Raw genomic sequence first — 12286 nt, forward strand, 5'->3', positions numbered from 1 at the left:
TCCAATTTACAAGCAAATAAAAAAGCATCAAACTTCCCATAAGGCAGGAAGTCCGATGCTTTTTTATTTTACATTTCAGCTTCAATTTTCAAAGATGATTCTTCGCTGAATTGTTCTTTATCCAGGTCACCCGTTATTTTACTTGTCAGAATACCGGAAGTCATGCTGCCGCTGACATTGACAGCCGTTCTTCCCATATCGATCAATGGCTCGACGGAAATCAATATACCGGCCAAAGCGATTGGCAAGTTCATTGCAGATAATACTAGAATGGCAGCGAATGTTGCTCCTCCACCTACACCTGCAACCCCGAAAGAGCTAATGGCCACGACGGCAATCAACATGGCTATAAAGGAAGGCGATAGTGGGTCGATTCCCACCGTTGGAGCGATCATGACCGCTAACATGGCCGGATAGATGCCGGCACAGCCATTTTGACCGATCGATAAGCCGAAGGATCCGGCAAAGTTGGCAATTCCTTCGGACACCCCTAGTTGTTTCTGCGTTTGGATGTTCAATGGAAGTGCTCCTGCACTTGTTCTCGAAGTGAAGGCAAACGATAATACCGGGAAAGCTTTTCTCAAATATACCATTGGATTCAATCCTGAAATCGTCAGCAATAACAAATGGATGAGGAACATGACAATCAGGGCGACATAAGAGGCACCGACGAATTTCCCCAATTTCAGGATGGCATCCAAATCACTCGTAGCTACTGTCTTCGTCATGATCGCCAAGATTCCGTATGGTGTTAAACGAAGGATCAATGTGACTACGCGCATGGTGATGCTGTGCAATGTATCTACTATTTTAGCAAAAAATTCAGCTTGTTCAGGCTGCTTCCTTTTGACCCCTAAATAGGCAATCCCAAGAAATGCGGCAAAAATCACAACTGAAATGGTTGATGTCGGTCGTGCTCCCGTTAAATCAAGGAACGGATTGGACGGAATCAATTCAAGGATTTGCTGCGGCATCGTTTTATCCTGAATCGTACCGTAAGTTTCCGTTATTTCATCCCCGCGGCTTAACTCTGCATCCCCTTGGTCAATTTGAACGGCTTCCAAATTGAACACAGTTGCCGAGGTAATCCCGACGGCTGCTGCAATCGCAGTCGTTCCAAGCAGGATTCCGATGATCAGGATACTGATCTTTCCGATATTGCTGGTTAGTTTCAATCTTGTAAATGCGGATAAGATCGAAATGAAGACAAGCGGCATAACGATCATTTGCAGGAACTTGACATAGCCTGAACCTACAATGTTAAACCAATCGACCGATTTAACGATCGCTTCTGATTGAGGTTCATAGAAAAACTGCAAAAGAAGTCCGAATGCAATCCCTAAACCAAGTCCAGTAAAGACCCTTTTTGTAAAGGAAACATGCTTCTTATTCATGTAAAATAAAACGCCTAAAAGAACGAGCATTATGGCAAGATTTAAAAACACATAACCAATCATATATATTCCTCCTAATTCCGATTAACCAAATGAGAATAATGAATATCTGATGACTATGATACATCATCCGTTGATTTTTTACCAGAAGAAAATAATTTATTTTTGACTTTTGAAGTAATCCATGTATGTATCCATATTCATGGACTGAATAAGAAGTCACAAAAAAGAGGTATACAAATCTTTAAGCTTAGAATACAAATCTTCCATTATATATCTTTATCAGGAAGGAGAATCCCTTGTTTTTCTTGAATGATATAGCAGGCCGTAGATACTTAGCTTTTTTTGAAAGGATGAAGGAATGATGGATATATATATTGAGAGGCTTAATGAACAGGATGCAAAAGAGTTATTTGCATTTGAATGCCATAATAGAACGTTTTTCGAGCAAACGCTCCCAGCCCGGGGAGATGATTATTATAGCTTTGGAACGTTTGGAGTCAGGCATAAGGAATTATTAAAAGAACAAGAAGATGCTATCTCTTCTTTTTATTTGATTAAGGAAGGCTCAGGAACAATCATCGGCAGGATTAATCTTGTGGATATTGATCCCATCAATGGTACGGCTCATGTCGGTTATAGAATCGGTGAAGCGTTTACGCAAAAGGGGATTGCAAACGAAGCTTTAAAGCTTTTGGTTAATCTGGCGCCGGAATTGAATGTGACTCAAATACATGCCAAAACGACAACCGACAATATTGCCTCCCAAAAGGTTTTGGTGAAAAACGGTTTTGAACGGATTTCGATTAATGAGGAAATTAGTTCGGATACGGGTCAAAGGCTAACATTCTACCATTATAGTAAGAACTTATAAATCCATTTTCTTCTATTAATAATAGGGAAAGGGCAGGAGTGACGATTGTAAGGGATCTTGGGAGTTGTAGCAATGAAGACATATTCCCGAGATATTTTCCCGGCATTGCTGGGATTTTTGATAAAATGGTAGAAAACAAAAAATCTACTAGTATGAAACGATTGGTTTTATAGAAGGAAGTGTAAGTATGTTTAATCAATTAACGAATAACGATAGTATTCTTAATCAATTACGTGCAGACTGTGAGAATTGTTTTGGTTTGTGCTGTGTAGCTTTGCCTTATGCAAAATCTGCTGATTTTGCATTGGATAAAGATGGAGGTACACCATGTTCAAACCTGCAATCGGATTATCGTTGCGGCATCCATGAAAATCTCAGAGCAAAAGGATATCGAGGCTGTACGGTATATGAATGCTTCGGTGCAGGTCAGAAGGTATCTCAACTCACTTATGAAGGAAACGATTGGAGAGATAACCCAGCGTCAGCAAAGGAAATGTTCGAGGTATTTCCTATTATGCAACAACTTCATGAAATGCTTTGCTACTTATATGAAGCGCTGAATTTAGAAGATGCGAAACCTCTTCATCGAGATTTGCAGGCCGCTTTTGAGGACACGGAATATCTCACTCAGCAAAGCCCAGAAGCTATCATGAATCTAAATGTACCAGCCCATAGAGCGACCGTTAATGAGTTACTTCTGCGCACAAGTGAACTGGTACGTGCAAAAGTTTCAATTAAGAAAAATGGAACTCGAAAGAAACAGAACAAAATAGGCAGGGGTAGTGACCTTATCGGTGCAAAGTTGAGAGGTGCAGACCTTAGAGGAGCGAACTTAAGAGGGGCCTTGTTTATTGCAACTGACCTCAGAGAAGCTGACATGAGAGTGACTGATCTTATCGGTGCAGACTTTAGGGACGCTGATTTGCGCGGTGCCGACCTCACCGGAAGTTTCTTCATCACACAAGCACAGGTTAACTCGGCTAAAGGTGATATGAAAACGAAATTGCCGCTTTCTTTAAGCATTCCCGATCACTGGAGAAAAGAAGGCTAGCTAAGACCGGAGCTAACTTTTATGCAGAGTTCATAGATAAGAAAATTGTTTAATTCACGAGTAAAAGCATCAAACTCACGAGTAAAAGCTCCAAATTCACGAGTAAAAGGCCGAAACTCACGAGTAAAAGCATCAAACTCACGAGTAAAAGCTCCAAATTCACGAGTAAAAGGCCGAAACTCACGAGTAAAAGCATCAAACTCACGAGTAAAGCCCGATTCACGAGTAAAAGCTCCAAACTCACGAGTAAAAGGCTGAAACTCACGAGTAAAAGGCCGAAACTCACGAGTAAAGCCCGATTCACGAGTAAAGGCTCCAAACACACGAGTAAAAGCATCAAACTCACGAGTAAAAGCTCCAAATTCACGAGTAAAAGCATCAAACTCACGAGTAAAAGGCCGAAACTCACGAGTAAAAGCTCCAAATTCACGAGTAAAAGGCTAAAACTCACGAGTAAAAGCATCAAACTCACGAGTAAAGCCCAATTCACGAGTAAAAGCTCCAAATTCACGAGTAAAAGGCTAAAATTCACGAGGAAAAGGCCGAAACTCACGAGTAAAAGCTCCAAATTCACGAGTAAAAGCTCCAAACACACGAGTAAAGCCCAATTCACGAGTAAAAGCTCCAAATTCACGAGTGAAAGGCTAAAACTCACGAGTAAAAGCTCCAAATTCACGAGTAAAAGCTCCAAACACACGAGTAAAGCCCAATTCACGAGTAATAGCTCCAAACTCACGAGTAAAATGCCGAAACTCACGAGTAAAAGCTCCAAACTCAGGAGTAAAAGGGAATTTTAATACTAACATGCGATTCTTCATAAGGAAGGATCGTCTTTTAAAATTGGGCGGGAAAATTTCAGTTTTCCATTTGACTCTCACGTTGCGTAATACCTTACAGTAAATGATATCGAAAGGAGGTAAAGGGCAGTGGCAATGAAAGTGAAAGAACTGGCCGATTTAGTTGGCATTAGTGTGCGGACACTGCATTATTATGATGAAATCGGGTTATTATCGCCAGAGGAAACAACCGATTCCGGTTATCGCCTTTATTCGAATGATAATCTTGAGATGTTGCAGCAAATCCTGTTTTTTAGGGAACTCGGCATGCCATTAAAGGAAATCAAACAAATGGTAAGCAGCTCTTCGTTTGATAAACAAGAAGCGTTAAGGCAACATCAAAAAATGTTACTGGAGAAACGCAATCAACTTGATAAATTAATTAACACGGTCGATAAATCGATTAAGCATATGAAAGGGGAAATTCAAATGACGAATAAAGAAAAATTTGAAGGGTTTGACTTCAGCCAGAATCCATATGAAGAAGAAGCTCGCAAGCTTTGGGGGGATAAAGCTGTCGATGAGTCGAAAGCTAAAGTGGCGGGCATGTCCAAAGATGCACAAAAAGTTGTATCGGAAATCTATATAAAACTTGCGTCAATGCGAAATGCCTCGCCCGAGTCGGAGGAGGCACAAGAAGCGATTAAAGAATGGTATGACTGTTTGAACAATAACTTTGGAACATACTCATTGGATGCTTTCAAAGGATTGGGTCAAATGTATGTGGATGATCAACGCTTCACCAAAAATATCGACCAATATGGTGATGGTTTAGCAAAATTCATGTGTGATGCGATGGGTCACTTTGCCGATTCTAACAAAAATTGATTATTGTTCATCAATCTTGGGTGCCCAAGATTGAAGGAATTTCATGATGGGAGGTTGCTGCGGCAACCTTCTTTTTGTGCTGAAAATCAGGAGCGAATGGCACGTTGTTTCGCTCCAAATTAAAACATCTCCGCGTTATATAGTATAATGATTATGTAAAAATTACCATAATATTATTGTAGGCTGCGCTGTCCGTCTGCATTATAGCGAGGTGCTGGTTTAAATGGAAACTTGGAAATTGAGTGTAAAGGTATCGGAGCTTAGCGATGTGATTCCTTATTATTTTTTTAGTCTAGTCTCTTCCTGTCTATCGCTTTCTACGGTGTTGGTAATTTTTAGCGAGGGTTCTAATTGGGGGCTGCCTGGCATTATCGTGTTTTCTTTTTATGTGGTTATCCCTTATTTATTTTTTGCTGTTCCGGTACAGGTCCTTTTCAATAAGTATCCTAATAAATTCAATTTAGTTTATTTATGCCTTTATGTTTTTTTCTCTTTGGTGGCTGTATTCCTTTATAGTTCGGTGTTAAACTTTGATTTCAGCATGGAAGTTTTAACTACAAAGGTTTACTATGTAATGAGTTTATCCGCGGCCCTGATTTTTTGGTTTTGGGACTCAGTCTTTTTACAGAGAAAGAGATCTGCATCATAAAAGGGACCAAAGTAGCGGTCCCTTCCGACATTATTTCTTCAGCATGTTTACGATTTCACTAGCTTTTTCTAATTGAACGTCTTCAATGATACTGTTATTTTTTCGAACAGCCGTACCGAAATGATAGTAACCGGTATGCAGTTCGGAATCGATGGAAAGGATATTATCCTTGTTTAAGCCGCTTCCCACCAATATCGCTATGTCGCCGCAGGCTCTTTGCATTTGTTGAATGGTTTTCATGCGGCTGGGGAAATCCCCGTGTCCACCAGAGGTCAAAATCGTTGTGATTTCTGGATATTGGGCTAGCATTTCAGCTGAACGGACTGGGTCGTACGTATCATCGATGGCTCGGTGGAACGTAATCTCCAAACCTTCACATTCTGTCAATAGCTCTTCGAGGTATGGTCGATTGATTTCATTTTTTTCATTTAATGCACCCAATACGACCCCGTTCGCTCCCAGTGATCGAATGATTTGGATATCCTTTTTCATAATTCCCAAATCATTTTCAGTATAACAAAATGACTGGCTATGAGGCCTTACCATCACGTTGACTGGTATCTTTACTGAGCTGACGACAGCTTCTATCAGGGCGTGGCTTGGAGTTAATCCCCCCTCGGCTAAAGCACTGACAAGCTCGATTCGGTCTGCTCCCGATTTTTCGATTAAAAGTGCATCTTCTATGGTTGTGGCAATGAATTCAATATACATTGGATTTTCCTTTCCCTGCATGCAAGTGTTATAAAGAATAGTATGTATAAGATTATTAAATCCATTAAGAATAGTAAAGTCAATCCATTAATGAATACAATGAGTTTTTTCACTCACCGTTATTATAACCGGATACCTTATTAAATAACTGCTTCGGTTTTCCCAAACTTTCCTCAACTGGATTTCTTTATTTCTCATATTTATGAAACGAAATCAACATTCAAACGTATAAAAAAAGAATATATTCAAGATGGTAGATTAGAAAGTCGAAAGTTTTGCAGAATAATCAAATGAATATCATCATGACGGAGGTTATTTAATTGGATAAAAAAAGTAAGGAAGTAACGAAATCGAGGTTTTACAAAGTAGGGATGGGTTGCCTGATCATTTCCCTTCTCACTTGGATCATTCCTGTAATAGCACCTTTTACGCCTTTTTCGACTGCGGTTAAAGCGGGGGTCATAACAGGTGCGATCGTCTTTGCGGAAGTCATGTTCTGGGCAGGTGCACTTTTGGTTGGGAAAGAAGTGGCTGCTAAATATAAAGGTTATTTAAACCCGAAAAATTGGAGAAAAGAAAAAGGGTGAAGAAACGCAGCCAGTTAAGCAGTTTTTTATAAAAAAGCGCTAGGAGTGAAGCTCCATGGAAACTGAGATGTTGAAGATATTCGATTCCAATCGCATTCAAATCGGCGTGGCTACGCGTGAGGAAGTACATAGAATGGGACATTGGCATGAGGTTTTCCAGTGTTGGTTCGTTAGTAGGGAAGCCGGGGTGGATTACCTATATCTTCAACATCGCTGTGCGCTGAAAAAAGATTATCCGAATCTATTGGATATTACGGCTGCCGGTCATTTACTGGCTCATGAAACGGTATATGACGGAGTAAGGGAAATAAAAGAAGAAATAGGCATTGAAATTTCCTTTAACGAATTGGTTCCGTTAGGGATTATCGAATCCCATCAAGCGAAAGAAGATTTCATCGATAAAGAACTAGCTAACGTCTTTCTATATGAAAGTGCACATAGCTTCGATGATTTCACCTTGCAGCCAGAAGAGGTTTCCGGGATGGTGAAGGTTGTACTGAATGACTTTGAAGGGCTTTGGACCGATGCGAAGGAAAAAGTGAACATTAAGGGATTTGAAATGAATCAAGAAGGCCGCAGGATGATGATCGATCGATTTGTCGGGCAGGATGAGTTCGTGCCGCATGAGATTTCCTATTATGAAAGCATCATCAGATTGATTAGGCAAAACTTATCGATGTAGCCAGGTGCTGGCGCCGCTAAATGATAAAATATTCCCCAACGAAACGATTCTTGTTTTGTTGGGGTTTTTCTCTTTTCTAAATCGAATCCCGTTAAAAACATTAAGTATATCGACCTGTGACCATTCCTGGTCAACGGTAGCCTATTGGCTCGTATTGTCCCAACGTGATACGCATATGTCCTTAGTTCATCTCTCATTTCCCTGAATTTCTCATAGGGATAATGACTTTGTCCATGCGGTTATTTAAATGATAAAGCGAGACGTACCAGACTGTAAGGGTGCTAGCGTGATGCAAGTTAAAGGAGGTTTCCGTAGTTTTTCATAATCTAGGGAATTTATCACTTGTAAGAATATTACAAAAATGTAAGATGAACAGTGTATAAATTTTGTTAAGGGGATGAGTGAAACAATGAAAAAAATGGTTTTATGCATTTCATTTCTTGTAGCTTTTTTAGTCCTTTTTGGCTCCCTTGATTCATTTACCAGCAAAGCATCAGCAGAAACACACATCTATGATGGAAAAAGTCCTTACTATAATAGTTGTGCGAATAGCGCAGTCACGAAGAAGGCCGTGAAAATTTATGCCAACGGTGCGTCTGCCAATTTAGAGTTGAAATTCAGCACAACTTGCAAAACGGCTTGGGCAAAGATCACTCTAAGCAGACCGGCTAAAGCTGATGGGGAGGCAACAGCATTGGTTGTCCGAAATACTGATAATAAACAATTTAGCTGTGCATCTCCTGGAGGAAATGGTGAAATAAATAAAGGTCAAACGACATGCTATACACCAATGGTATATGATTTAGATCCGCGAAAAGCAAAAGCGGTCGCGTTTTGGCCATATACAGCAGGTGAAACCGACTGGTATTAATGAAAAAGGAAAAGCCTTCATCTACTTTTATGCAACGAAAGGATGAATGATTTGAATAAAAAGCTTAAAATGATAGGTTTATCGATAGTGATGACACTGTCGATGTTCATTGTTGATTTTGGATTTGGTAATGATCAGGCACTGGCAGAAACACACACCTATGATGGAAAAAGTCCCTACTATAATAAATGTGCAAGTTCGGCGGTGACGAAGGATAAAAAATGGATCGATTCCAATTCGTACGTAGAATTGAAATTCAGCACTGTCTGTAAAACCGCCTGGGCAAAAGTGACCGTAACACGCCCCGCCGTATACAACCATGAAGCGGATGCCAGGATCGTCCGAAGTACTGATGGTAAAGCCTATACTTGCGCCAGTTCCGGGGGAAATGGTGTTGTGAATATCGGGCAGACCGCGTGCTACACACCAATGGTATATGATTTGGACCCGCGCAAAGCACAGGCGCAAGGGATACATGCGATCCCTAATAGTGATGCATATAAAAAAGCGGTGACCATTTGGTACTAGAAAAACTTGGGGAACGTCAAAAGCAGTTTGCAAGCATCCGCATGACCGGATGCTTTTTTTTTCGGTCAGATTGAACTCACCCCTCATTCATCCCCACCATGTTGTGCTTCCAATTGAAGTAGATATTGTTTCATCTCCGTACCTCCCCGGTAACCGGTAATGGCCCCGTTTTTTCCGATTACCCGATGACATGGCACCGTGATCAGAACAGGATTGGCACCAATGGCCGTTCCGACCGCCCGAACAGCTGCGGGTCTTTGGATGATTTGGGCAATATCGGAATAGGAACAGGTTTTTCCATAAGGTATTTGATTCAATGCTGCCCAAATTTCTTGTTGAAAGGGAGTACCTGTTACATCTGCGGGAATAGAGAAAGTCTGCCTGCTCCCTTCGAAATATTCTTGGAGTTCTTTTAGATAGGGTGTTAGTGCTTTTTCATTTTCAACAAGGCTCGCCATTGGAAAGCGTTTTTGTATCCAAGACTTCAGTTCTTCATGCGATTGACCCGGAGAGCCTACATAGCACAGTCCTTTTTCCGTCTTTGCGATATATAATTGCCACGTATCATAATGTAATATGGCCCAGTCAATGGTTTGTTGTTTAACATTCTTCATCTGGCTCACGCTCCTTGGCTTTAGTTTTGGTGATAAGCTTTCCGATATCCTGAAGGTGTATTCCCCATTTTCCTTTTGAATAGCGTTATGAAATATGGTGTGCTTGAGAAACCGGCAGCCAAGCCTATTTCATTTATCGACTGTTCGGAGTTTTCAAGGAGCCTCGTTGCTTTTTCAAGGCGAAGCCGTTGAATGTATTCTGTGGGCGATATCCCCTTCACACGCTTAAATGATCTTTGCAAATGATAGGGGCTGCCGTGGGAAATATCCGCCAATCTATTCAATGTGAGGGGTTCGCTGTAATGGGTGTCGATCCATTCGGCTATTTGTTCAACCCATTCTTCTGTCGGCAAGTTCAGTCCTTCGGGTTTACATCGTTTACAAGGCCGGAAATCATCTTCCAAAGCCATCTTGGCATTTTTGAAAATCTTCACGTTTTCCTTATTCGGCACCCTGGATTTACAGGAAGGCCTGCAAAAGATGCCGGTCGTTTTTACTCCGTATAAAAATTGATCATCATATGCGGCATCACAATCCATAATGGCTTTCCAATAATCATTTGGGATATCGGCCTTTTTCGGATTCATCACATTCACCTCTCTTTTTAGTATACAAGAAAGGGTTGATATACAAACATTTTGATAATATAAAAGCAAGATAACGTAATTAATCATTTTAGAGCTATTCTGTTAAAATAAGGGAGTTGGATGAAATTTCCGGAACATTGCTAAGCTTAAAAGAAAGAGCAAGATAACGTACTCATTTTTTCATTAGAATAAAGCTAAAGGAGGAGCAGAATGAAAGAGACATTATCAAATGATGAAGGCATGACTAAATTGAGAATTCGTGCACCAAAAGAGTTTAGTTTTTCGGAAAATCTTAAATACTTATCAAGATCCTCCAATGAATGCATGTTCGAAATTGTTGATCAAAAGATTTATCGTGCTCTTGTTGTCGATAGCGAGACACTTTTAGTCGAAATCAGTTCAATGAATGAAACGGAGCTGACCGTTCGATTTCTAGGACGAACTGCACCGGTGAAAAAACATGTAAAAGATACTGTTTCCCAATATATTCGTCATTGGTTCGATCTTGAAACGAATCTGCTTCCTTTTTATGAGCTTGCCCAAAATGACCCATTACTGCAAAAGCCGGTAAACCAATTCTTCGGTTTAAGAAATATGGGCATTCCGGATTTATTTGAAGCCATTGCCTGGGGAATACTTGGACAGCAGATAAATTTGACTTATGCTTATACCTTGAAACGGAGATTGGTAGAGAAATTCGGGACATCCGTTGAATATGAAGGGAAACGATTTTGGCTGTTCCCGACGCCTGATGTGATTGCGAATTTAACGGTAGAAGATTTTGTGGAAATGAGAATGACCGTAAAGAAATGCGAATATTTAATTGACGTGGCACAATTAATGGTACGCGGTGAACTTACAAAAGAAAAGCTGTTGAATGCAAAGGATGTAAAAGTTGCTGAAAAAATGCTGACCAAAATACGTGGAATAGGTCCGTGGACTGCCAATTATGTACTGATGAGGTGTCTACGTTTTCCAGCAGCTTTTCCAATCGATGACGTCGGGCTGCATAATTCCATGAAACTGGTCATGGAAACGGAAGCAAAACCAACGAAAGCGGAAATCCTGAAACTATCGGAAGCGTGGGCCGGTTGGGAATCATATGCGACCTTCTATTTATGGAGATTGTTATATTGACTTGAATTATTCTTTGGAACGGATTCAAAAGGTAACTGTAAGTTTCGTTGATATATTTCTATTTTCGGAGATAAAACTGTAGATTTCGTTGATATATTCCAATTTTCGGAGATAAAACTGTAGATTTCGTCGATATTCTCTATTTTCGAAGATGAATTGCAAATCCCCTTCGATGTCAACAGCCCAAACACCTTAAGTCATATTACATTCAATCATATAGAGGTGCATGACCATGTATATGACCCAACGTATTATTATGAAGATCAAGTTTTTCTTGAACGACAGGTTTCCTGGTCTACCGGGCATTCCAGGTTTTCCTCAATTTCCAGGTCAACCTGGACCATCGCCGTATTCTCAAGCACCAGCAGCCCCACCACCAGCGTTTATCCCTCAACAAATCGGCTTCAACATTTGCTGTAGATCCAGGGGCCATTTCGTTTTGTCTGTTCAGGAATACTTTTATCTGGCTAAACAATGGTGCGAGATTCTGGTATTACCCCATATTCGTCGGTCCGCGTTCTGTTGCCGGCTTTAGATGGAATGCCAGGTTCTGGACAATTTTTGGTGTCGATACAAGACAAATCAATTCATTTAGTTGTTTTTGAAAAAATGCTCAAAGGAGATGTCGGTCTCCTTTGAGCATTTTATGTTTTTTTCGAAGTTAGACGGTCAACAATCCCACTAGGGAAAGGAGATACAAGGTGCAAAGCAATTGCTCCTTGAACTTCGCACGATGATTGTTTTGTCTAATAGGAGACTGAGAACTAATCCGATCAGCACCTCAGGTGAAACGATCCCAGATAGAAAAGGTTTGGAAAAAAATCGTAAATAAGCGAAAGGGTGATGAGGGTCATATAGACTATTTGAAAAGGATTCAAGAAATTCATTTTCCCCTCCCTTTTTGTTAAACTATCCCTTGTTTTGGAGGCAGGTGCTC

Annotated in this window: 14 protein-coding genes and 1 pseudogene; 10 read left to right on the forward strand and 5 right to left on the reverse strand. The window is 40.6% G+C overall.

All coding sequences use genetic code 11. The annotated features are described in order from the left end of the window. Positions 1–68: 68 nt before the first annotated feature. Positions 69–1457 carry an L-cystine transporter gene (locus QUF86_RS12030; RefSeq protein ID WP_289315184.1) on the reverse strand — a complete coding sequence of 463 codons (1389 nt, stop codon included), beginning with the start codon at positions 1455–1457 and terminating at the stop codon, positions 69–71. A gap of 301 nt (positions 1458–1758) precedes the next feature. Between QUF86_RS12030 and QUF86_RS12035 the strand changes: the two genes are divergently transcribed. Together QUF86_RS12035 and QUF86_RS12040 are read left to right on the forward strand one after the other, a co-directional pair. Then, on the forward strand, positions 1759–2268 hold the full coding sequence (locus QUF86_RS12035; RefSeq protein ID WP_289334473.1) for a GNAT family N-acetyltransferase: 510 nt from the start codon (positions 1759–1761) through the stop codon (positions 2266–2268). A gap of 187 nt (positions 2269–2455) precedes the next feature. Beyond that, complete coding sequence (locus QUF86_RS12040; RefSeq protein WP_289334474.1) at positions 2456–3319, forward strand: pentapeptide repeat-containing protein; 864 nt, start codon at positions 2456–2458, stop codon at positions 3317–3319. A 49-nt stretch (positions 3320–3368) separates the two neighbouring features. Here the strand turns inward: QUF86_RS12040 and QUF86_RS12045 are convergent, their stop codons facing one another. Further along, positions 3369–4076 carry a hypothetical protein gene (locus QUF86_RS12045; RefSeq protein WP_289334475.1) on the reverse strand — a complete coding sequence of 236 codons (708 nt, stop codon included), beginning with the start codon at positions 4074–4076 and terminating at the stop codon, positions 3369–3371. A 169-nt stretch (positions 4077–4245) separates the two neighbouring features. Here QUF86_RS12045 and QUF86_RS12050 point away from each other — a divergent pair, with 169 nt between their 5' ends. Together QUF86_RS12050 and QUF86_RS28600 are read left to right on the forward strand one after the other, a co-directional pair. Next, a complete protein-coding gene (locus tag QUF86_RS12050) occupies positions 4246–4983 on the forward strand; it encodes a MerR family transcriptional regulator (protein WP_289334476.1) in 738 nt (245 codons plus the stop codon). Positions 4984–5206: 223 nt separating this feature from the next. Then, positions 5207–5632: a UPF0715 family protein gene (locus QUF86_RS28600; RefSeq protein WP_353957657.1), complete on the forward strand. Its 426-nt coding sequence runs from the start codon at positions 5207–5209 to the stop codon at positions 5630–5632. Positions 5633–5662: 30 nt separating this feature from the next. Here the strand turns inward: QUF86_RS28600 and QUF86_RS12055 are convergent, their stop codons facing one another. Next, positions 5663–6343, reverse strand: coding sequence for a copper homeostasis protein CutC (locus QUF86_RS12055; protein WP_289334477.1), 681 nt, complete (start codon positions 6341–6343; stop codon positions 5663–5665). Between the two features lie 320 nt (positions 6344–6663). Here QUF86_RS12055 and QUF86_RS12060 point away from each other — a divergent pair, with 320 nt between their 5' ends. The 4 genes from QUF86_RS12060 to QUF86_RS12075 all read left to right on the forward strand — a co-directional run bounded on the left by QUF86_RS12060 (position 6664) and on the right by QUF86_RS12075 (position 9011). Next, positions 6664–6930 carry a transporter suffix domain-containing protein gene (locus QUF86_RS12060; RefSeq protein ID WP_370016172.1) on the forward strand — a complete coding sequence of 89 codons (267 nt, stop codon included), beginning with the start codon at positions 6664–6666 and terminating at the stop codon, positions 6928–6930. Between the two features lie 55 nt (positions 6931–6985). Continuing rightward, positions 6986–7612, forward strand: a complete 627-nt coding sequence (locus QUF86_RS12065) for an NUDIX hydrolase (RefSeq protein ID WP_289334478.1) — start codon at positions 6986–6988, stop codon at positions 7610–7612. A 409-nt stretch (positions 7613–8021) separates the two neighbouring features. Next, entirely contained in the window at positions 8022–8483 is a 462-nt protein-coding gene (locus QUF86_RS12070; protein WP_289315191.1) for a DUF2690 domain-containing protein, read from the forward strand. Between the two features lie 42 nt (positions 8484–8525). Continuing rightward, positions 8526–9011, forward strand: a complete 486-nt coding sequence (locus tag QUF86_RS12075; RefSeq protein ID WP_483313914.1) for a DUF2690 domain-containing protein — start codon at positions 8526–8528, stop codon at positions 9009–9011. A gap of 83 nt (positions 9012–9094) precedes the next feature. On the opposite strand, the gene QUF86_RS12080 is transcribed toward QUF86_RS12075, so the two are convergent. Then, complete coding sequence (locus QUF86_RS12080) at positions 9095–9625, reverse strand: methylated-DNA--[protein]-cysteine S-methyltransferase (protein ID WP_289334479.1); 531 nt, start codon at positions 9623–9625, stop codon at positions 9095–9097. A 20-nt stretch (positions 9626–9645) separates the two neighbouring features. After that, positions 9646–10212: a bifunctional transcriptional activator/DNA repair enzyme AdaA gene (locus QUF86_RS12085; RefSeq protein ID WP_289334480.1), complete on the reverse strand. Its 567-nt coding sequence runs from the start codon at positions 10210–10212 to the stop codon at positions 9646–9648. A gap of 210 nt (positions 10213–10422) precedes the next feature. On the opposite strand from QUF86_RS12085, the gene QUF86_RS12090 reads away from it, so the two are divergent. After that, on the forward strand, positions 10423–11349 hold the full coding sequence (locus QUF86_RS12090; protein ID WP_483313915.1) for a DNA-3-methyladenine glycosylase 2: 927 nt from the start codon (positions 10423–10425) through the stop codon (positions 11347–11349). A gap of 232 nt (positions 11350–11581) precedes the next feature. Continuing rightward, a pseudogene (locus tag QUF86_RS12095) lies at positions 11582–11954 on the forward strand (collagen-like protein). Positions 11955–12286: the final 332 nt, after the last annotated feature.

The sequence above is a fragment of the Peribacillus sp. NJ11 genome (assembly GCF_030348405.1).
Taxonomy (GTDB): Bacteria; Bacillota; Bacilli; order Bacillales; family DSM-1321; genus Peribacillus.